Source organism: Streptomyces sp. NPDC059874, assembly GCF_042731135.1.
Taxonomy (GTDB): Bacteria; Actinomycetota; Actinomycetes; order Streptomycetales; family Streptomycetaceae; genus Streptomyces.
The window spans coordinates 41,154-60,680 of the sequence record NZ_JBHWJY010000053.1 but is presented as its reverse complement, the minus strand read 5'-3'; the positions used below and the strand labels follow the sequence as shown (position 1 = coordinate 60,680).

18 protein-coding genes are annotated in these 19,527 nt (G+C 73.1%); 12 read left to right on the top strand and 6 right to left on the bottom strand.

The genetic code is table 11. From position 1 onward, the window contains the following. Positions 1-139 precede the first annotated feature (139 nt). Both miaB and ACFV9H_RS26980 read right to left on the bottom strand, forming a co-directional pair. Positions 140-1,660: a tRNA (N6-isopentenyl adenosine(37)-C2)-methylthiotransferase MiaB gene (gene miaB / locus ACFV9H_RS26985; RefSeq protein ID WP_385402892.1), complete on the bottom strand. Its 1,521-nt coding sequence runs from the start codon at positions 1,658-1,660 to the stop codon at positions 140-142. Continuing rightward, a complete protein-coding gene (locus ACFV9H_RS26980) occupies positions 1,657-2,322 on the bottom strand; it encodes a maleylpyruvate isomerase family mycothiol-dependent enzyme (protein ID WP_385402891.1) in 666 nt (221 codons plus the stop codon). Before ACFV9H_RS26980 ends, miaB begins: the two co-directional genes overlap by 4 nt. A gap of 71 nt (positions 2,323-2,393) precedes the next feature. Between ACFV9H_RS26980 and ACFV9H_RS26975 the strand changes: the two genes are divergently transcribed. Both ACFV9H_RS26975 and ACFV9H_RS26970 read left to right on the top strand, forming a co-directional pair. Then, positions 2,394-3,323, top strand: coding sequence for a LysR family transcriptional regulator (locus ACFV9H_RS26975; RefSeq protein ID WP_385402889.1), 930 nt, complete (start codon positions 2,394-2,396; stop codon positions 3,321-3,323). 527 nt (positions 3,324-3,850) lie between these two features. Beyond that, positions 3,851-4,846 (top strand): TAXI family TRAP transporter solute-binding subunit, encoded by a 996-nt coding sequence (locus tag ACFV9H_RS26970; RefSeq protein WP_385402886.1) that lies wholly within the window; start codon positions 3,851-3,853, stop codon positions 4,844-4,846. Here ACFV9H_RS26970 and ACFV9H_RS26965 read toward each other — a convergent pair. Together ACFV9H_RS26965 and ACFV9H_RS26960 are read right to left on the bottom strand one after the other, a co-directional pair. Next, positions 4,836-5,825 carry an ROK family protein gene (locus ACFV9H_RS26965; RefSeq protein ID WP_385402884.1) on the bottom strand — a complete coding sequence of 330 codons (990 nt, stop codon included), beginning with the start codon at positions 5,823-5,825 and terminating at the stop codon, positions 4,836-4,838. The genes ACFV9H_RS26970 and ACFV9H_RS26965 overlap by 11 nt on opposite strands. A gap of 21 nt (positions 5,826-5,846) precedes the next feature. Then, complete coding sequence (locus ACFV9H_RS26960) at positions 5,847-6,950, bottom strand: LacI family DNA-binding transcriptional regulator (RefSeq protein ID WP_385402881.1); 1,104 nt, start codon at positions 6,948-6,950, stop codon at positions 5,847-5,849. 240 nt (positions 6,951-7,190) lie between these two features. On the opposite strand from ACFV9H_RS26960, the gene ACFV9H_RS26955 reads away from it, so the two are divergent. Both ACFV9H_RS26955 and ACFV9H_RS26950 read left to right on the top strand, forming a co-directional pair. Further along, positions 7,191-8,468, top strand: a complete 1,278-nt coding sequence (locus ACFV9H_RS26955; RefSeq protein ID WP_385402878.1) for a glycosyl hydrolase — start codon at positions 7,191-7,193, stop codon at positions 8,466-8,468. Between the two features lie 132 nt (positions 8,469-8,600). Next, positions 8,601-10,739 (top strand): endo-beta-N-acetylglucosaminidase, encoded by a 2,139-nt coding sequence (locus ACFV9H_RS26950; RefSeq protein WP_385402875.1) that lies wholly within the window; start codon positions 8,601-8,603, stop codon positions 10,737-10,739. A 15-nt stretch (positions 10,740-10,754) separates the two neighbouring features. On the opposite strand, the gene ACFV9H_RS26945 is transcribed toward ACFV9H_RS26950, so the two are convergent. Beyond that, positions 10,755-12,167, bottom strand: a complete 1,413-nt coding sequence (locus ACFV9H_RS26945) for an ATP-binding protein (RefSeq protein ID WP_385402872.1) — start codon at positions 12,165-12,167, stop codon at positions 10,755-10,757. A 12-nt stretch (positions 12,168-12,179) separates the two neighbouring features. Further along, positions 12,180-12,878, bottom strand: coding sequence for a response regulator transcription factor (locus ACFV9H_RS26940; RefSeq protein ID WP_385402869.1), 699 nt, complete (start codon positions 12,876-12,878; stop codon positions 12,180-12,182). A 352-nt stretch (positions 12,879-13,230) separates the two neighbouring features. On the opposite strand from ACFV9H_RS26940, the gene ACFV9H_RS26935 reads away from it, so the two are divergent. From ACFV9H_RS26935 to ACFV9H_RS26900, 8 genes are all read left to right on the top strand, one after another. Beyond that, positions 13,231-14,016 (top strand): amino acid ABC transporter ATP-binding protein, encoded by a 786-nt coding sequence (locus ACFV9H_RS26935; RefSeq protein WP_385402867.1) that lies wholly within the window; start codon positions 13,231-13,233, stop codon positions 14,014-14,016. A gap of 118 nt (positions 14,017-14,134) precedes the next feature. Beyond that, positions 14,135-14,986, top strand: coding sequence for a glutamate ABC transporter substrate-binding protein (locus ACFV9H_RS26930; RefSeq protein ID WP_385402865.1), 852 nt, complete (start codon positions 14,135-14,137; stop codon positions 14,984-14,986). An 83-nt stretch (positions 14,987-15,069) separates the two neighbouring features. Then, a complete protein-coding gene (locus ACFV9H_RS26925; protein ID WP_385402863.1) occupies positions 15,070-15,744 on the top strand; it encodes an amino acid ABC transporter permease in 675 nt (224 codons plus the stop codon). After that, on the top strand, positions 15,741-16,634 hold the full coding sequence (locus tag ACFV9H_RS26920) for an amino acid ABC transporter permease (protein ID WP_385402861.1): 894 nt from the start codon (positions 15,741-15,743) through the stop codon (positions 16,632-16,634). Before ACFV9H_RS26925 ends, ACFV9H_RS26920 begins: the two co-directional genes overlap by 4 nt. Positions 16,635-16,787: 153 nt before the next feature. Further along, positions 16,788-18,386, top strand: a complete 1,599-nt coding sequence (locus tag ACFV9H_RS26915) for an FAD-dependent monooxygenase (protein ID WP_385402860.1) — start codon at positions 16,788-16,790, stop codon at positions 18,384-18,386. 32 nt (positions 18,387-18,418) lie between these two features. Continuing rightward, a complete protein-coding gene (locus ACFV9H_RS26910; protein ID WP_311318651.1) occupies positions 18,419-18,505 on the top strand; it encodes a putative leader peptide in 87 nt (28 codons plus the stop codon). A 79-nt stretch (positions 18,506-18,584) separates the two neighbouring features. Continuing rightward, positions 18,585-19,118, top strand: a complete 534-nt coding sequence (locus tag ACFV9H_RS26905) for a cysteine dioxygenase (protein ID WP_385402858.1) — start codon at positions 18,585-18,587, stop codon at positions 19,116-19,118. Then, positions 19,109-19,504 (top strand): rhodanese-like domain-containing protein, encoded by a 396-nt coding sequence (locus ACFV9H_RS26900; protein ID WP_385402901.1) that lies wholly within the window; start codon positions 19,109-19,111, stop codon positions 19,502-19,504. Before ACFV9H_RS26905 ends, ACFV9H_RS26900 begins: the two co-directional genes overlap by 10 nt. The last annotated feature ends 23 nt before the right edge of the window (positions 19,505-19,527 follow it).

Sequence of the window (19,527 nt, the reverse complement as noted above, 5' to 3'; positions counted from 1 at the left end):
GGATTGGGCTGATGCGGTCCGCCGGGCGCGGGCCCCGCCCGGCGGGGCTGGATTGGGCTGATGCCGGCCGCCAGGCGCGGGCCGCGCCCGGCGGGGCTGGATTGGGCTGATGCCGGCCGCCGGGCGCGGGGCCGCGCCGTCAGCCCTGCGGCGCCGCGCAGCCCGACGTCGCCGCCGGCAGGGGGGCCGGGACGCCCAGTGTCGGGATGCCGAGCATGACGCCCGCCGGCTGGGCCGGGGCGGCGTTGCGCTTCTCCCAGGCGTCGCCGGCGCGGGTGCGGCGTACGGCCGTGGTCGGGCCCTCTGCCAGCAGGTGGTGGGGGGCCGCGTAGGTGATGTCCACGGTGACCACGTCACCCGGACGGACCTCCGCGTCCGGCTTCGTGAAGTGCACCAGGCGGTTGTCGGGGGCGCGGCCGGAGAGTCGGTGCGTGGCGCCGTCCTTGCGGCCCTCGCCCTCCGCGACCATGACCTCCAGGGTGCGGCCGACCTGCTTCTTGTTCTCCTCCCAGGAGATCTCCTCCTGGAGGGCGACCAGGCGCATGTAGCGGTCCTGCACGACCTCCTTGGGGATCTGCCCGTCCATGTCGGCGGCGGGGGTGCCGGGCCGCTTGGAGTACTGGAAGGTGAAGGCGTTCGCGAAGCGGGCCTCGCGCACCACGTGCATCGTCTGCTGGAAGTCCTCCTCCGTCTCACCGGGGAAGCCGATGATGATGTCGGTGGAGATCGCGGCGTGCGGGATCGCGGCGCGGACCTTCTCGATGATCCCGAGGAAACGCTCCTGCCGGTACGAGCGGCGCATCGCCTTCAGGATCGGGTCCGAGCCGGACTGCAGCGGCATGTGCAACTGCGGCATCACGTTCGGGGTCTCCGCCATCGCGGCGATCACGTCGTCCGTGAAGTCGCGCGGGTGCGGGGAGGTGAAGCGGACCCGCTCCAGGCCCTCGATCTGGCCGCAGGCGCGCAGCAGCTTGCTGAAGGCCTCGCGGTCACCGAGGTCGGAGCCGTACGCGTTCACGTTCTGGCCGAGCAGGGTGATCTCGGAGACGCCCTCGGCGACCAGGGCCTCCACCTCGGCGAGGATGTCGCCGGGACGGCGGTCCTCCTCCTTGCCGCGCAGGGCCGGGACGATGCAGAAGGTACAGGTGTTGTTGCAGCCGACGGAGATCGAGACCCAGGCCGCGTAGGCGGACTCGCGGCGGGTCGGGAGCGTGGAGGGGAACGCCTCCAGCGACTCGGCGATCTCGACCTGCGCCTCCTCTTGGACGCGGGCGCGCTCCAGCAGCACGGGGAGCTTGCCGATGTTGTGCGTACCGAAGACGACGTCGACCCAGGGGGCCTTCTTGACGATCGTGTCGCGGTCCTTCTGGGCGAGGCAGCCGCCGACGGCGATCTGCATGCCGGGGCGCTTCGTCTTCATGGGGGCGAGCCGGCCGAGGTTGCCGTACAGCTTGTTGTCGGCGTTCTCGCGGACCGCGCAGGTGTTGAAGACGACGACGTCGGCGTCACCGTCGGAGCCCTCGGGCGCCCGGACGTAGCCGGCGTCCTCCAGCAGACCGGAGAGCCGCTCCGAGTCGTGCACGTTCATCTGGCACCCGTAGGTGCGCACCTCGTAGCTTCGCTTCACGTCCACTGCCTGGCTCCGGTCGCTGCTGGTCATGCAACAAGGGTAGGCGGTACCCGGGAGCCCTCCGGTCCCCCGTGCAGCCTGCCCACGGGCAGACGGCGACCGAAGCAGACGAGCAGCAGGTCCTGGGCGTCGCCGTACAGGGGCGTTCCTTCGCCGTAGGACCAGTCGAGGTCGTCGGCGCGCAGCCGGATGCCGGTCAGGTCCGCGCCGAAGAAGCGCAGGGTCCGGGGGTCGACCGCGTCGAGCAGGAGACGCAGCCGGTCCTCGGGGACGCGGCGGGGGTGGCCGAGGGCGAGGGTGATGTCGAGGCCGTGGACCACGTCGTGGGCGAGGCCCGCGGTGGGGCCGGCGGCGGGCGGCTTCCAGGGGTGGTCGGCGTTCTCGCGCAGCAGCGCGGCGAGCTCGCGCGCGCCGAAGGCCGCGGCGTCGCGGCGGGCGGTGCGGTCGGTCATCCGGTGCAGGTTTCCGCGGCCCCGCAGGAGCTCGGCGGCGAAGCCGGGGAGAGAGGTGCGGAACCCCAGCGACATGTGGGCGGCGACCTCGCGGACTCGCCAGCCTGCGCAGAGGGAGGGGGTGTCCCACTGGGCCGGGGTGAGGGTGTCGAGTAGGTCGGCCAGCTCGCGGCGTTCGGCGGCGGTGGCGGCGGCGATCGCGGCTTTGGGCGTTTCGGCGGCGGTGTCGGATCGGCTCATGACTTCAAGGGTGGGAGCCCCCCTGCCATAAGTCCAAGAGTGTCTTGTTCTGCGATCTAGAATCACTGCTTATGGAGCTGGCTCAGCTGCGGTACTTCGTGGCGGTGGTGGAGGAAGGCGGCTTCACGCGGGCCGGGGCGCGGCTGCACGTGTCCCAGCCCGGGGTGAGCGCTCAGGTCAAGCAGTTGGAGCGGGAGCTGGGGCAGCGGCTGCTCGACCGGTCCGGGCGGCGGGTCACGCCGACGGAGGCGGGCGAGGCGGTACTGACGTACGCGCGGGCCGCGCTGGCGGCGGTGGAGGGGATCCGGCGGACGGCCGACGAGTTCTCCGGGCTGCTGCGGGGGCGGGTGACCCTCGGGCTGATCCCGGGGGCGGCCGCGGCCGTGGTGGACGTGCTCGGGGACTTCCACGACGCGCATCCGCGGGTGGAGATCGCCCTGGCCGAGGACACCTCGGAGCGGATGCTGGCCGCGCTGCTGCACGGGAAGCTGGATCTGGCGGTGGTGGGCCTCGACGGGGAGCCCCCGCCGGGGATCTCCTGCCAGGTGGTGATCGAGGAGCCCCTGGTGGCGGCGGTCCGGGCGGACGACCCGCTGCTCGCGGCCGCCGCCGACGGCCGGATCCCGCTCGCGGCGCTGCGCGGCCGGGCGCTGATCAGCACACCGCGCGGGACCGGACTGCGCGGGGTGCTCGAGCGGGCCTGCGCGCAGGCGGGGTTCGCCCCGCGGGTGGACTTCGAGGCGGCGGCCCCGGCGGTGCTCGTCCGGCTGGCCGCGCGGGGCCTGGGCGTGGCGGTCGTTCCGGCGGGTGCGGAGTCGGGGGCCGGCGACGGGCTGCGCGCCCTGCGGATCACCGACCCGGAACTGACCGGGCGGGCCGCCCTGGCCTGGCGCACGAGCGGCCCGCCGGCGCCGGCGGCCCTCCGCCTGCTGACCAGCCTCCGCGAAACCCCCCTGTTCCGCGCGACGGCTACCCCGGAGCCCCTGACGGACGGGCCGTAGGGCCGGTGCCCATGGGCCGCTCCCGGGCCGATGAACCCGGCCGCGTGTGGGCAGGGGCCCGGCGGTCGCCCCCCGTCCGGTGCCTCCTGGGGCGGGCGGACCCGGGTGAGGCCTCCCCGGACCGGCCATCCCCACCACGAGCCGCACGCCGCGGCCGGTGAGCCCTGCGGCACGGGCGAACCCAGGAGAGCGGGCCGGGGAAGGCGGGCCCGAAGGGGCGAGCTCGGGGACGCGGGCCCGGGAAGGCTGCCCCGGGAGAGCGGGCCGGGAGAGCAGGCCCGGGAGAGCAGGCCCGGGAAGGCCAACCCGGAAGGGCGGCTCCGCGACACGGGCCCAGGAAGGCCAGCCCGCAGGGGCGCGCTCCGGGAGGCCGGCCCGGGAAGGGCCGGCTCCGGGACGCGGGCCAAGGAAGGCCGGCCCGCGGGGGGCGGGCTCGGGAAGGTCGGCCTGGGAAGGCGGGCCCACGGAGAGCGGCCCCGGACGGGTGCTTCGTGACAGGACGGCGGGTGGGTGGCAGGATCGCTCGCATGCCTCTCGTACCGCCCCGGATCAGCAGGCGCCATGCCCTGCGGGCCCTGGTGGCCGTGCTCGCCGTGCTCGGGGCGTTGGTGTGGTGGCTGCGACCCTTCGGGGAGCCCGAGCTCAAGGGCGAGCTGACCTTCAGCACCGGTGTCCGGACCGGGGTCTACCACCTCTACGGGGAGCTGCTGGAGCGGCAGCTCAAGCAGGACATGCCCGGCGTGAAGGTGCGGCTGGAGCCCAGCGAGGGCTCGCAGCAGAACCTCGCGCGGCTGGCCTCCGGCGAAGCCGACTTCACCGTGGCGACGGCCGACGCGGTCGCCAAGTACCGGCTCGACGGGAAGCCCGGCGCGGCCCGGCTGCGCGGGTGCGCCCGGCTCTACGACGACTACGTGCAGCTCGTGGTGCCGGCCGGGTCCCCGGTGCTGTCGGCGCGGGATCTGCGCGGCAAGCGGGTCGCGGTGGGCCAGCCCGGTTCCGGCGTGCGGCTGATCTCGGAGCGGCTGCTGGCGGCGGCCAAGCTCGATCCGGCCCGCGACCTCACCACCGTGTCGATCGGCATCGACACCATGCCGGCCGAGCTGGAGGCCGGTCGGATCGACGCGTTCTTCTGGTCCGGCGGCCTGCCGACCAACGCGGTGCGCGAGCTGTCGGAGCGCTTCGAGATCCGGCTCGTACAGCTCGGCGACCTGGTGGAGCAGTTGCAGGGCGGCAGCAGCCCGGCGCGGTACTACCGGGCGGCGGTGATGCCGCAGGACGCGTACGCCCTGGCGCGCAACACCAGCGCGGTGGCGACCCTGGCCGTGCCGAACCTGCTGGTCACCACCGAGGGGACGGACCCCGAGCTGACGGAGCAGTTCACCCGCACGGTGATCGCCAGCCGTGACGGCATCGGGCACGAGGTGCACGCGGCGCAGCTGGTGGACCTCCGTACGGCGATCTACACCGATCCGCTGGACCTGCACGAGGGCGCGGGCCGCTACTACCGGTCGGTCAAGCCCTAGGCAGCAGCATCGTCGCCGCCGCGGCCGCGCCGATCAGGCCCGCGTGGGTGCCGAGGGCCGCCGGCACCACCTGGAGCTCCTGGACGAAGGACAGCGTCGCGTACGAGACCAGGTGCCGCCGGATCGGTGCGAAGAGGGTGTCTCCGCTGGCGGCGACCCCGCCGCCGATGACCGCGATGTCGGTCTCGACGAGGGTGGCGGTGGCCGCGATGGCGGCGGCCAGGGCGCGGCCCGCGCGGTCGAAGGCCGCCAGCGCGACCGGATCGCCGGCTTCCGCGGCAGCGGCCACGCCCGCCGCGGAGGCGTCGTCCGCCGGGGTCCAGCCCTGGGCCAGGGCCCAGCGGGCGATCGCCGTGCCGGAGGCGATGGACTCGACGCAGCCGTGGCCGCCGCAGGCGCACGGCTCCCCGTCGAAGGCCACGCTGATGTGGCCGATGTGGCCCGCGTTGCCCGTGGGGCCGGGATGGAGCTGGTTGTTCAGGATGAGGCCGCCGCCCACGCCCGTCGACACCACCATGCACAGCGCGTTCGCGTGCCCCCGGGCCGCGCCCAGCCAGTGCTCGGCCGCGGTCATCGCCACGCCGTCCCCGGCCAGTACCGTCGGCAGCACGGCCCCGCGCGCCGCGAGTTCCGCCTCGACCCGGGCTTGGACGGGGAACTCCCGCCAAGCTCCGATGTTGACCGGGCTGACCGTCCCCCGCGAGGCGTCCACGGGGCCGGCGCTGCCGATCCCGCAGCGGACCGCCGAGGGCCACAGCGGCGAGTCGGACAGCTCGGCGACGACCTCGGCCACCGCCGCCATGACCTCGTCCGCGTCGGCCCCGCGCGGGGTCGGGCGGCGGGTCGTGGCCGTCATGGTGCCGTCGGGGTGCACGAACGCACCGGCGATCTTCGTGCCGCCGATGTCGATGGCCACCGTCAGGCCGGAGACCGCCGCGGCGGCTCGCGGTACGGGGAACGGGGCGGTGGGGGTGATCACGGTGGCGGCTCCAGGAAGGGGTCAGGATTCAGTATGCGCCGGGGGCGGCGCGGTGCTCTCGCGCGGCTCCAGCCGCGGTTGCTCGCTCGTCCGGACCCGGGGCGGGTTCCCTTCGAGCAGGGCCAGGAGCTCCTCGGCCGCGAGTCGACCGAATCCGGCGGTGTCCCGCACGAGGGCGGTGAGCCGGGGGTGGGTGACCCGGCAGAGCGCCGAGTCGTCCCAGGCCACGATCGAGAGCCGGCCCGGCACGGGGATGCCGAGCTCGGCGGCGACCGCGCTGCCGGCGACGGCCATCACGTCGTTGTCGTAGACCAGCGCGGTGGGCGGCTCGGGCTCGGCGAGGACCCGGCGGGTGGCCGCCGCGCCCTCGGTGTCGGAGTAGTCGGTGACCACCGAACGCACCCGGTCCGGGCCGAGCCCCAACCGGGCCGCCTCGGTGCGCAGGGACGCGATCCGGCGGGCCGTGTGGGCGAGGTCGGGGAGTCCGGCGACGTGGACGATCCGGCGGTGGCCCAGCCCGTGGAGGTGGTCCAGTACCTGGAGCATGGCCCGGGCGTCGTCGGCCGACACGGACGAGAGGATCGGTCCGGATTCCGGTGCGGATTCCGGTCCGGATTCCGGTGCGGCTTCCGCTGCGGCTTCCGGTGCGCACTCGCCGACGGTCACCGCCGGCAGGCCCAGCCGGCCCAGGAGCTCCGGGCGCGGGTCGTGCGTCCGCGGATCGACGACGAGGACCCCGTCCACCCGTCGCTCGGCCCACCACCGCCGGTACACCGCGCATTCGGCGTCGACGTCCTCGACGACCTGGAACAGCAGGGCGGTCCGGGCGGCCGAGAGGGCCTCCTGGATGCCGGAGACCAGCTGGAGGAAGAAGGATTCGACGCCGAGGGTGTGCGCGGGCCGGGCGAGGACCAGCCCCACGGCCCCGGAGCGTTCGCCGGACAGGGCGCGGGCGGCGCTGTTGGGCTGCCATCCGAGTTCCTCGGCCAGGCGGCGGATCCGGGCCCGGGTTTCCTGCGAGACGCCCGGCCGGTCGTTGAGCGCGAACGACACGGCGCTCTCCGAAACCCCGGCCCGGCGGGCGATGTCCTTGATGGTGGGTCTGCGGGCCACGGCCTGCCTCATTCATCCTTCGATACGGACGCCAATGGCCGGACCGTACCGCTTTTCATTTCCACACGCCGCCTCGTACGTCGATCGCGACTAAACCGCATTAGCCAGAACGGCCTCGGCACCCACCACCCTTGTGCCGGCGGGACTGAAGCGCATAAGTACCGAGGCTCGCGAGGCCCTGTTGACTTTCCCGTGCGGGGCGCGGCAGGTTATGGCCCGTCCGGCGGATTCCCCTGAACTCCGGGACCTTTCATGCGCCTCGCCCTCCGAATGCGCCATGCCCCCCGAACGCTCCGCTTCGGTGCCAACTACACGCCGACCCGCGGCTGGTTCCACCACTGGCTCGACTTCGACCTCGACGAGGTCAGGGCCGACCTGGACTCGATCGCCGGGCTCGGGCTGGACCACGTCCGGGTCTTCCCGCTGTGGCCGGTCTTCCAGCCGAACCGGACCTTGATCCGGCCGCGCGCCGTCGAGCAGCTCGTCGCGCTCGCCGACGCGGCCGCCGAGCGCGGGCTCGACGTCAACGTGGACGGTCTGCAAGGGCACTTGTCGAGCTTCGACTTCCTGCCCGCCTGGACGGGGACCTGGCACCGGCGGGGCATCTTCAGCGACCCGGAGGTGGTCGCCGCGCAGGAGGAGTACTTGCGCACGCTGGCCGCGGCCCTCGCGGACCGGCCGAACTTCCTGGGCATGACGGTCGGCAACGAGATCAACCAGTTCTCCGACGCCCCGCACCCCGACCCCGACCGGATCACGCGGGATCAGGCGGACCGCTGGCTGGAGCGGATGCTGGCCGCCTGCGAGCAGGGGGCGCCGGGCCGGTTCCACCTGCACGCCGAGTACGACGCGGCCTGGTACCGGGACGGGCATCCCTTCACCGTGGCCCAGGCGGCCCGGCTGGGCGCGGCCACCGCCGTGCACTCCTGGGTGTTCAACGGCACCGCGCAGCGCCACGGCCCGACCGGGACGGCGACCGAGCACCATGCCGCGTACCTGATCGAGCTCTCCAAGGCCTGGGCCCTGGACCCGCACCGCCCGGTGTGGCTCCAGGAGGTCGGCGCCCCGGCGCCGCTGATCCGGCCGGAGCACGCCGCGCGGTTCACGGAGGCCACCGTGGCGAACGCCCTGGACTGCCCGGACCTGTGGGGGGTGACCTGGTGGTGCTCGCACGACGTGTCCCGGGAGCTCGCGGACTTCCCTGAACTGGAGTACGGCCTCGGGCTGCTCACCAACGACCGCCGCACCAAACCGGCCGGCGCCACGATCGCCCGGATCGCGCGGGAGTGGCGGGGGCGCGAGCACCGGCCCCCCGTACGGGCCACCGCGCTCGCGGTCGACGTCGGTGGGGCCCTGGAGGCACCGCGGCGCTCGGTGTGCGCGCCCGGCGGCACGTTCTTCGAGGCCTGGGCGGCGCTGACCGCGGACGGGGTCCGGCCCGCGGTGGTCCTCGCCGAACTGGCGGAGGACCCGGCACACCTGTCCGCCCGCGGCATCACCGAGGTGCTCCACATCCGGGAACTGACCTGAACCGCCTTGGTCTGAACCGCCTTGATCTGAACCGCCCTGACCCGAACCGCCCTGTCCTGAACCGCCCTGCGCCGCCCCGCCCCTGACGGACCGACCGCCCATCGCCCGCCTTCCCCTCCGGAGGAGCCCCGCATGTCCGAGACCGACGACGGCGTCGACGCTCGTACCCCGCACCCCCCGTTACGCCGACCGTCCCGCCGCACGGTGCTCGCGGCCGGGGCCGGGGCCGGAGCCGGAGCCGGGGCGGTCGCCCTGCTGGGCGGAGCCGCCACCGCGGCGCGGGCGGCGGCGCCCGCCCCCGGGAGCGCCGGCCCGGACCTGGCCCCGTACGCCTCGTACTGGTTCCCCGACTCGCTGCCGAAGGGCAGCCCCGGCCCCGGGATCACCTGGCGCTCCCTCAGGGAGTGGACCCCCGAGTGCGACCGGGACCTCGCCTTCAACGCCGCGACCGTGCCCCTCGCGGAGCGGTTCACCCCCGTCCCGGCGAACCGGCTCGCCCGCGCCGGGCAGGCCCGGATCGCCTCGCTGGTCTCCTTCGGGAGCACCGCCGGGAACCCGTCCCAGGGCTCGGCGACCGCCGACCACTACGCGCTCACGCACTGGGCGTACATCGACGAGCTGGTCTTCTGGGGCGGCTCCGCCGGCGAGGGCATCGTGCTCGCCCCGAACGCGCCGGTGGTCGACGCCGCCCACCGCAACGGGGTCCCCGTGATGGGCAACGTGTTCCTGCCGCCCGTTCCCTACGGCGGCGACCTCCAGTGGACGCGTGACCTGGTCCAGCGGGACCCCCTGGGCCGCTTCCCGATCGCCGAGAAGCTCGTACAGGTGGCGCGGGCGTACGGCTTCGACGGCTGGTTCGTCAACGCCGAGACCGAGGGCGGCGACAGCTCGCTCGCCGCCCGCACGCACGAGTTCCTGCGCGCCCTGCGGGCGGCCGGCGAGCCCCACGGCCTGCGCATCACCTGGTACGACGCCCTGAACTCCACCGGCAGGGTCGGCTGGCAGGGCGCGCTGAACGAGCTCAACCAGGAGTTCTTCGAGGACCGGGCCGGGAAGGTCGCGGACACGATGTTCGTGGACTTCCGCTGGACCCCGGACTCCCTCGCCGCCTCCGGCGCCCTCGCCGACCGGCTGGGCCGCTCCCGCCACGAACTGTGGGCGGCCGTGGACACGGAGTCCCACGGCTGGAACTCCGAGGTCCGCTGGGACGCGATCATTCCGCGCGACCGGGACCACGTCGTCAGCTACGGCTTCTACCGGCCCGAGTGGACGCGGAACCACCTCACCGACCGCTCCCCGGCCGCCTTCCACCGTGCCGACGACCGGTTCTGGACGGGCGAGTCGCTGGATCCCTCCCGGCCCGCGCCCGACTCCTCCTGGCGCGCTCCCGCCACGGCAGTCGCCGACCGGTCCACGGTCGACGCGCTGCCGTTCGGGTGCACCTTCAACACCGGGCACGGGGAGCGCTGGTACGAGCAGGGCCGGGTCGTCTCGGACACCCCCTGGAACCACCTCGGGCTCCAGGACCGGCTGCCGGGCCGCCGCTGGGTGGTGGAGAGCGCCGGGGAACGGCCCTCCGTCGCCCTGGACTTCGCGCGGGCCTGGCGCGGCGGCTCCAGCCTGCTGGTCACCGGCGCCGGCGCGCCGTCCGCCCCCGTCACCGTGGGGCTGCACGCCACGCGGTTGCCGCTGACCCGTTCGGCGGTGCTGGAGCTGGTGCACGCCACCGGGTCGGGGCCCGTCTCGGTGGAGGTGGGCGTGGCCGTGCGCGAGCCGTCCGGCCCCGGCGAGCCGGTCCCGTACACCTGGTTGGAGGCCGGGACGCCGACCGGCGGGCGGGGCTGGCGCACGACGCGGGTCGGGCTCGCGGCACTGGCCGGCGGGACGGCGTACGCGCTGGCCGTACGGATCACGGGGCTCGGGAAGCGGCCCCTGTCGTGGCGGCTCGGGGCCCTGACGGTGCGCGACGCCGCAGCCGCCCGCCGCCCTGCGGCCCCGGCCGCGCCGACCGTGGACGCCTCGGCCGTCCACGGGTGCGGGGCCTCGGTGCGGCTGTCGTGGCGCCGGGCGCCGGGGCCGGTACGCCACTACGAGGTGTCCCGTCTGCTGCCCGACGGCACCCGCCGCTTCCTCGGCGGTACCTGCGGCACCGCCCTGTACCTCCCGGCGGTCGTGCGCGCGGGCTCGGAGCGGGCGGCCGCCTTCGAGGTGCGGGCCGTGGACGAGCTGTACGAGTTCTCCGCGCCGGTTCGCACGACCCTGCGCTGGTAGCCGTACCCGGCCGGCTCAGCCGCCGTGGGGGTCGGTGCGCGGGACGCTCACCGTCACCCGCAGCCCGTGCGGCGGGTTCGTCTCGTACGAGAGGGACCCGCCGCCCGCGGCGAGGAGCGCGCGGGAGATGGACAGGCCGAGGCCGGAGCCCTTGACGTTCTGGTGGCGGCCGCTGCGCCAGAACCGGTCGCCGACGCGGAGCAGCTCCTCCTCGGTGAGGCCCGGCCCCCGGTCGGCGACGACCACCTGGACCGCGCTCCCGGCCACGGAGACCGAAACCTCGACCTCCTCACCCGAGGGGGTGAACTTGAGGGCGTTGTCGATGACGGCGTCGAGGGCACTGGACAGGGCGACGGGATCGGCCCAGCCCGTGACGGCGCTGCGGCCCGTCCCGGTGAGCCGGACACCCTTCTCCTCGGCGTACGGTCGCCACGCGATCACCCGTTCGGCGGTGAGGCCGCCGATGTCGGTGAGGCTGATCTCGGCGGAGGCGTGCTCGGCCAGCGCCAGGTCCAGCAGGTCGTCCAGGACCCGGGTCAGGCGCTTGCCCTCGGCGCGCACGGAGGCGATCTCCTCGTTCCCCTCGGGCAGTTCGAGGGCGAGCAGCTCGATCCGCAGGAGCAGCGCCGCGAGCGGGTTGCGCAGCTGGTGGGAAGCGTCGGCGACGAACGCCCGCTGCTGCTCCAGTACTTCTTCGACGTTGTCCGCCATCTCGTTGAACGAACGGGCCAGGCGTTGGAGTTCCGGCGGCCCGCCGGCGGCCGCGACCCTGGAGTGCATCCGTCCGGTGGCGATGCCGTGGGCGGCCGCGTCCAGGGTCCCGACGGGCTTGAGGACCCAGCTGGTGAGCCGCAGGGCGGCGCCGAAGGCGACGAGCATGGCGGCGGCGAGCCCGGCCGAGATGAGCAGCCAGCCCTTCAGGATCCGGCCGCGCATCAGGTCGGTGGGCGATTCGGTGGCGACGACGGCGACCACGTCCCCGTCGAGGACGACCGGGGAAACGACGAGCAGCTTCCCCTGGGTCTGCCAGGGCCACACCTGGGGCGGATCGTGGCTGCGCCGCCCGGCCAGTGCCTCCTTGAAGGCTTCGCGGCCCTCGCCCCCCTCGGGGAGCTCCCACCAGCCGGGGGCCCGGGCCATGGCGTTGTCGTCGCGGTAGAAGATGCCGACCCGGATGCCGTAGAGCTCCTGGTAGCGGGCCAGTTCGAGCTGGAGGGTCTGGCGACGCTCGTCGGCGCCGCTGGCCCCGGAGCCCTCGGCGTCGATGACGAACTGGGCCAGGGCGGCGAATCGGGCGCTGTCGTCGATGCGGTCGACGACCACCCGCTGCTGCTGCGCGGCGGCCAGGCTCACGGCGAGCGGCAGGCCGAGCGCGAGCAGTACGCCCGCCATGAGGATGACGAGCAGCGGGAGCAGCCGGGCGCGCACGGAGGGGTCCCGCTAGGGGGCGGCCGGGGTGACGAGCCGGTAGCCCACCCCGCGGACGGTCTCGATGAGTGCGGGCATGCGCAGCTTGGAGCGCAGCGAGGCCACGTGGACCTCCAGGGTGCGCCCGGTCCCCTCCCAGCTGGTGCGCCACACCTCGCTGATGATCTGTTCGCGGCGGAAGACGACCCCGGGCCGCTGGGCGAGCAGGGCCAGCAGGTCGAACTCCTTGCGGGTGAGCGGTACGTCGGCGCCGTCCACGCTGACCCGGCGGGTGGGCAGCTCGATGCTGACGGGCCCGAGGCGGACGAGCCCGGGCGTGCCGGAGGCGGCGGCCTCCTCGGAGGCGCCGGTGCGCCGGGCAACGGCGTGGATGCGGGCGAGGAGTTCGCCGGTGTCGTAGGGCTTGACCACGTAGTCGTCGGCGCCCATGTTCAGGCCGTGGATGCGGGAGCGCACGTCGGCCCGCGCGGTGACCATGATGACGGGCGTGGAGGTGCGCTTGCGGATCTTGCCGCAGACCTCGTAACCGTCCTGGTCGGGCAGACCCAGGTCGAGCAGCACGACGCCGAAGGGCGGGGCTCCGGCGGGCAGCAGCGCCTGCAGGGCCTCCTCGCCGTTGCGGGCGTGGGTGACCTTGAAGCCGTGCCGGGCGAGGATCGCGGACAGGGCGGCGGCGACGTGGTCGTCGTCCTCGACGAGCAGCAGTCTCATGTCGTCCCCCTCTCCGTTCTTCTCGTATCCCGGCTCGCGGCGCGCACCACCATCAGCGTGTGCACGTTCTGTGCACATCGCGTGAGCGTCCCGTGCACGCGCCCCGCGTGTCCTCACGCAAGGCCACCATGCATCCACGCGGATGCGGAGTCCCACGTCAAGTGGGTTCCGCTCCGGCGCGCCTTCCGTTATGCACCCGGTACGAGCACATCGTCGACCACGCCGACGCGGCACACGGAGCGTATCCGGGCGAGGCCGGATCGTTATGCTCAATTCTCCCTCAGATGTGATGACGGTGTGCGCGGGACGTCACTACTGTCCTCCCAACCGAGGAGGACGGAGCAAGAAGCCGATGAGCGGAGTATCAGTGACCAAGGACGTGCAGGACGCGGCCGGTGCCGCAGACGACCTGGTCGTACTGAGCAACGTCAACAAGCACTTCGGCGCGCTGCACGTGCTTCAGGACATCAATCTGAGCATTGCCCGCGGTGAGGTCGTCGTCGTGATCGGTCCTTCGGGATCGGGCAAGTCCACGCTGTGCCGGACCATCAACCGCCTGGAGACGATCGACTCGGGCACCATCACGCTCGACGGCAAGGAACTGCCCTCGGAGGGCAAGAAGCTGGCCGGGTTGCGCGCCGACGTCGGCATGGTCTTCCAGTCGTTCAACCTCTTCGCGCACAAGACGGTCCTGCAGAACGTCATGCTCGGCCAGCAAAAGGTCCGCAAGACGGACGAGGCCCCGGCCGAGAAGAAGGCTCGGGCCCTGCTGGACCGTGTGGGTGTCGGCTCTCAGGCCGACAAGTACCCGGCGCAGCTCTCGGGTGGCCAGCAGCAGCGCGTGGCGATCGCCCGCGCGCTGGCCATGGAGCCGAAGGTGATGCTGTTCGACGAGCCGACCTCGGCGCTCGACCCGGAGATGATCAACGAGGTGCTGGAGGTCATGCAGCAGCTCGCCCGGGAGGGGATGACGATGGTCGTCGTCACGCACGAGATGGGCTTCGCCCGCTCCGCGGCCAACCGGGTCGTCTTCATGGCGGACGGAAAGATCGTCGAAGAGGCCACGCCCGAGCAGTTCTTCAGCAACCCGCGAAGTGACCGGGCCAAGGACTTCCTGTCCAAGATCCTGCACCACTGAGGGTCTTGTCTGGTAGGCATCCCTAGGCGGATCACTGCCGGATCGGATCCTGACCGGCCGTGCATGCGTCGTACGCGTCGCTCTTCGTTCAACAACGTCTCATCCGAGGGAAGTTCACATGAAGATCTCCAAGGCTGTTGCGGCCGCGGCCGCCGCCGTAGCACTCGCCCTGACCGCGACCGCCTGCGGCGGCAACGGCGACACGGGCAGTGACGGCGGTGCGACCGGTGGCGACAAGAAGGACAAGATCGTCATCGGCATCAAGTTCGACCAGCCGGGTCTGGGCCTCAAGACCCCGGACGGCAAGTTCTCGGGCTTCGACGTCGACGTGGCGAAGTACGTGGCCAAGGAGCTCGGCTACGAGCCCGAGCAGATCGAGTTCAAGCAGGCCGTCAGCGCCGAGCGCGAGAACCTGATCTCCAACGGTGACGTGAAGCTGGTCGTCGCGACCTACACGATCAACGAGAAGCGCAAGGCGAAGGTCGACTTCGCCGGCCCGTACTTCCTGGCCCACCAGGACCTGCTGGTCCGCGCCGACGACACCTCGATCACCAAGGCCGAGGACCTCAACAAGAAGAAGCTCTGCTCGGTCACCGGCTCCACCTCGGCGCAGAACGTCAAGACCAAGCTGGCTCCCGAGGCCGACCTGCAGGAGTTCCCCGGCTACTCCGAGTGCCTCACCGGCCTGGAGAACAAGGCCGTCGACGCCCTGACCACGGACGACTCGATCCTGGCCGGCTACGCCGCGCAGGAGAAGAACAAGGGCAAGTTCAAGCTGACCGGCCTGAAGCTCAGCAACGAGCCCTACGGCATCGGCCTGAAGAAGGGCGACACCGAGCTGCAGACCAAGGTCAACGCCGCTCTCAAGAAGATGGTCGCGGACGGCGCCTGGCAGAAGGCCGTGGACGCGAACTTCGGCCCGGCCGGCTACAAGGCCGAGCCCGCCCCGCAGATCACCGAAGGCAGCTGATTCATCGGTGAGGAGCGTCGCCGCCCGCCTGTCACGGGCGGCGGCGCACCTCGCCGGCCATTCTGGGGAGAGCGCAGGGCATCGTGTTCGATTTTCTTGAGTCCGGGCAGTACGACGTGCTCGGAGCCTTCTGGGTGACGGTTCAGCTCACCCTCTACTCGGCGGCCGGATCCCTGGTCTGGGGCACCATCCTGGCCGGGATGCGGGTCAGCCCCGTCCCGCTGATGCGGGGCTTCGGCACCGCGTACGTCAACGTGGTGCGCAACACGCCGCTGACCGTGCTGATCCTCGCCTGCTCGCTGGGCCTGAGCCAGACGCTCGGCATCGCACTCGGCGGCGACACCTTCAAGGAGACCGGTTTCCGGCTCGCGGTCCTGGGCCTCACGGCCTACACCGGCACCTTCGTCTGCGAGGCGATCCGCTCGGGCATCAACACGGTGCCCGTCGGCCAGGCCGAGGCTGCCCGCGCACTGGGCCTGAGCTTCTTCCAGGTGCTCACCCTGATCGTGCTCCCCCAGGCCTTCCGGGCGGTCATCGCGCCGCTCACCAACGTACTGATCGCCCTCACCAAGAACACCACGGTGGCGGCGGCCATCGGCGTGGCCGAAGCGGCCCTGCTGATGAAGGAAATGATCGAGAACGAGCCGCAGGCACTCTTCGCAGTCTTCGGGGTCTTCGCCCTCGGCTTCGTCGTGCTGACCCTGCCCACCGGCCTGCTGCTGGGCTGGGTTGCCAAGCGAGTGGCGGTGAAGCGATGACCTCCGTGCTGTACGACGCTCCGGGCCCCAAGGCCAAGGCGCGCAACTGGATCTACAGCGGGATCTTCGTCGTGCTGGTGGGGCTCGCCCTGTGGTGGGCGCTGTCCCTCATGGCCGAGAAGGGCCAGCTCGACGCCGACAAGTGGACCCCCTTCGTCACCGACAGCCAGGTCTGGACGACGTTCCTGATCCCCGGCCTGCTGGAGACCCTAAAGGCCGGTGCGATCGCCATGGTGATCGCCCTCCCGCTGGGCGCGCTGCTCGGTATCGGGCGGCTGTCCGACCATGCCTGGGTGCGGATTCCGGTCGGCGCGGTCGTGGAGTTCTTCCGCGCCATCCCGGTGCTGATGCTGATGCTCTTCGGCTTCGCCCTGTACTCGCGGTACACCGCCGTCCCCTCCGACGTCCGGCCGCTGTACGCGGCGGTCACCGGCCTCGTCCTGTACAACGCGTCGGTCATCGCCGAGATCGTCCGGGCCGGTGTGCTGTCCCTGCCCCGCGGCCAGACCGACGCGGCCAAGGCGATCGGCATGCGCAAGGGCCAGGCCATGGTCCACGTGCTGCTCCCGCAGGCCGTCACCGCGATGCTGCCGGCGCTCGTCAGCCAGCTCGTGGTGATCCTCAAGGACACGGCGCTCGCCGGTGCCCTGCTCGGGCTCGGTGAACTGCTCTCGACGGCCCGGCAGATCTCGGCGAACTACAGCAACACCATCGCGACCCTGTTCGTCATCGCACTGCTCTACATCGTGGTGAACTTCGCCCTCACCACTCTCGCCTCCTGGCTGGAGGGCCGGCAGCGGAAGTCGACCAAGAGCACCGGCGCGGTCGTCGCCGGCGACGTGGCCGAGGTCGACGCGGGCGGCGCCGCCGGCGTGGGCGAGGCTCCCTGACACCTGGTCAGTACACTGGCGTGACAAGTGTGGTGCGGCGGGACTCATCCGCCGCACCACACGGCGTTGTCCCGACCTGTGTCACTTGACGCAGGCACCTCCAGTGGGTTGCATACGTTCTGTGATCACATACCGGACACCGGGAGCCACATCATGGACCCGGTGATCGTCGTCGGCGCGGGGCCCGTCGGGCTGTCCCTGGCCCTTGCCCTGGCCGGCCAGGGCGTGCCCTCCGTCGTGCTCGACGAAGGGCCCGGCAAGGAGGAGATCCGCCCGGCCCGCACCGTCGTCCTGCACTCCGACACGGCTGCCATGGCCCACCGCCTGGGCTGTACGACGCTGCGTGACGAAGGGGCGTACTTCGCCGCCTGGCGCACCGTGCGCGGCCGCCGGCCGGCCCAGCGGATCACCTTCGAGGAGCACCCGGCCCCACTGCACGTCCCGCAGCACGCCCTGACCCGCGGACTGCGCGACTCCGCTGCCGCGCACCCGCTCGTCCAGCTGGTCACGGACAGCAAGCTGGATTCCCTGGAGCAGGACGACCGGGGAGTCACCGCGCACACCCGGGGCGCCGAGACCACGTGGTGGCGCGGGAGTTACCTGGTCGGCTGCGACGGCGCCCGCTCCACCGTGCGCAAGCTGCTCGGCATCCGCTTCCCGGGCCGTACCGCCGTGGAACGCCACGCCGTGGCCGCGCTGCGCACCGAACTGCCCTGGCCCGGCGAGGCCTTGCTGCACCGCAACCCGCCGTCCGGGCCCGTCGAGGTCACCTCCCGACCGCTGCCCGACGGGGTGTGGCGGCTGGACTGGCTGCTCCCGGCCCGCGGCGACCTCGTCACCCCGGACGCGCTCGTGACCCTGATCCGGGACACCCTCGCCGTGTGGTGCGAGGGCACGACTCCCCCGTACGACCTCCTCGACACCGGCGTCCACACCCTGCACCACCGCCTCGCCCGGCGGTGGCGCGACGGCCGCGCCTTCCTCGCCGGGGACGCCGCGCACCTGCTGGGCGCGCTCGGCACCCAGGGGGTCGAGGAGGGGCTGAGGGACACCGAGAACCTGGCGTGGAAGCTGTCCCTGGCCTGGCACCAGGGGGCCTCCGAGGCCCTGCTCGACAGCTACGAGGGCGAGCGGCGCACCGCGGTCGCGGCCCGGTTGCGCGCCGCCGACCAGGCGATGCCCACGCTGCGGGCCGGGGGCACACTGCGCACCTACCTGCCCGGAGCCGCGCGTTCCGCCGAAACCCTGCTCACCGACGGCCACCTGGGGCGGGGCCCGCTGGGCGCGGAGCCGACGTACGCCCCCCCGATGGCCGTACGGGAGGTCCCGACGGCCACGGAACCGGGCGGCGCGGTGGCGAACGTCCCGGTGACCGCGCCCGACGGGTCGACGGTGCCGCTGCGCGACCTGCTGGGGCAGGGCAGGCTGCTGGTGGTCCTGGTCGCCCCCGGCACCGGGGTCTGGGACCGCCGCCATTGGCTGGGCGCCGGGCTGATGCCCCGCCTCGCGGCGGCGGTCAGCGCCCTGCCGGTCCGCACCGACCTGTTGGTCGCGGACGGCTACCCGGGGGCGCCGGCGCACACCGTGCTGCTCGTACGACCGGACGGGCACCTGGCCGCGACGTTCGCGGGCGTCCGCCCGGCCGAGCTGTACGAGGCGGCGGACTCGGTCCGGGCGGGCGCGCCCGCGGCCCGGATCGCACCTCCCGCCTCACCGACCCCTGCCACCACACCGACCGTGGTGATCGATTGACCGTGTCCGGGCCTCCGTGGTTCACTCGCGGAATGACCGGCAACGACGTACGCCTGTGGCGGAGGGTCCATATGGACCTGCTCCGCTACGCGGGCTGCGTGTGTCGCCCTTCCTGCTGATTCGCCCCACACCCCTGCGCGCCCCGTGCCGTCCTCCGGCCTGCGCGCACCTCCGCGAACCCAGGAACGGTCCACCTTCATGTCTGCACCCGCGTACTCCCCTGCCCTCGTGGGCGTGGCCGGCCCCACGGCCGCCGAACTCCTCGCATTCGCCCTCCGCACCGCGGCCGACCCCGAGGTCGTCGCCTCGCTCCCCCTCGACCCGGAAGGCCGCACCTGGATCCGGCTCGAAGGGCCGGGCGGCAGCGAGGCCTGGCTGATCGGCTGGCCGCCGGGCACCGGCACCGGCTGGCACGACCACGCCGAATCGCGGGGCGCGTTCGCCACCGCCCGGGGCCGGCTCACCGAGCACTCCCTGTCCGTACGGCTGCCCTCGGAGGGCTGGCGGTCGCTGGAGCTCGCCCCCGGCGTGGACCGCAGCCGCCGGCTGGGCACGGGCGCCGGACGGGCGTTCGGGGAGCACCATGTACACGAGGTTCTCAACGAGTCCACGACCGAGCACGCGGTCTCCGTGCACGCGTACTACCCGCCGCTCCCGCTGATCCGCCGCTACAGCCGCAGCGGCCCGGTGCTGCACCTGGAGCACGTCGAGCGCCCGGCGGACTGGCAGTGAGCGCCCCGGTCGGCATCGACGAGCTGCTTGAGCGGGTCCGCGCGGGCTACACCCGGATCGACCCGCAGGAGGCGTACGCGGCCTCGCTGGCCGGGGCCCTCCTGGTGGACATCCGCTACCAGGCCCTGCGCGAGCGCGACGGACTGATCCCGGGCGCACTGGTGGTGGAGCGCAACGAACTGGAGTGGCGCCTGGATCCCCGGGGCAGCCACCGCGCGGCCGAGGCCACGAGCCACGACCTCCAGGTGGTGGTGATCTGCAACGAGGGCTACGCGTCCAGCCTCGCGGCGGCCTCCCTCCACGCCCTCGGCCTCCACCGGGCGACCGACCTCACGGGCGGCTTCCAGGCCTGGCGCTCCGCGGGCCTCCCCGTCTCCCCGTCCTGACGGCGGCGCCGGGCGGCCGGTGG

Coding starts and splice junctions, on each gene's coding strand:
- miaB (WP_385402892.1), bottom strand. CDS start 1,660: ATGACCAGCAGCGACCGGAGCCAGGCAGTGGACGTGAAGCGAAGCTAC.
- ACFV9H_RS26980 (WP_385402891.1), bottom strand. CDS start 2,322: ATGAGCCGATCCGACACCGCCGCCGAAACGCCCAAAGCCGCGATCGCC.
- ACFV9H_RS26975 (WP_385402889.1), top strand. CDS start 2,394: ATGGAGCTGGCTCAGCTGCGGTACTTCGTGGCGGTGGTGGAGGAAGGC.
- ACFV9H_RS26970 (WP_385402886.1), top strand. CDS start 3,851: ATGCCTCTCGTACCGCCCCGGATCAGCAGGCGCCATGCCCTGCGGGCC.
- ACFV9H_RS26960 (WP_385402881.1), bottom strand. CDS start 6,950: ATGAGGCAGGCCGTGGCCCGCAGACCCACCATCAAGGACATCGCCCGC.
- ACFV9H_RS26955 (WP_385402878.1), top strand. CDS start 7,191: ATGCGCCTCGCCCTCCGAATGCGCCATGCCCCCCGAACGCTCCGCTTC.
- ACFV9H_RS26950 (WP_385402875.1), top strand. CDS start 8,601: ATGTCCGAGACCGACGACGGCGTCGACGCTCGTACCCCGCACCCCCCG.
- ACFV9H_RS26940 (WP_385402869.1), bottom strand. CDS start 12,878: ATGAGACTGCTGCTCGTCGAGGACGACGACCACGTCGCCGCCGCCCTG.
- ACFV9H_RS26935 (WP_385402867.1), top strand. CDS start 13,231: ATGAGCGGAGTATCAGTGACCAAGGACGTGCAGGACGCGGCCGGTGCC.
- ACFV9H_RS26930 (WP_385402865.1), top strand. CDS start 14,135: ATGAAGATCTCCAAGGCTGTTGCGGCCGCGGCCGCCGCCGTAGCACTC.
- ACFV9H_RS26920 (WP_385402861.1), top strand. CDS start 15,741: ATGACCTCCGTGCTGTACGACGCTCCGGGCCCCAAGGCCAAGGCGCGC.
- ACFV9H_RS26915 (WP_385402860.1), top strand. CDS start 16,788: ATGGACCCGGTGATCGTCGTCGGCGCGGGGCCCGTCGGGCTGTCCCTG.
- ACFV9H_RS26910 (WP_311318651.1), top strand. CDS start 18,419: ATGACCGGCAACGACGTACGCCTGTGGCGGAGGGTCCATATGGACCTG.
- ACFV9H_RS26905 (WP_385402858.1), top strand. CDS start 18,585: ATGTCTGCACCCGCGTACTCCCCTGCCCTCGTGGGCGTGGCCGGCCCC.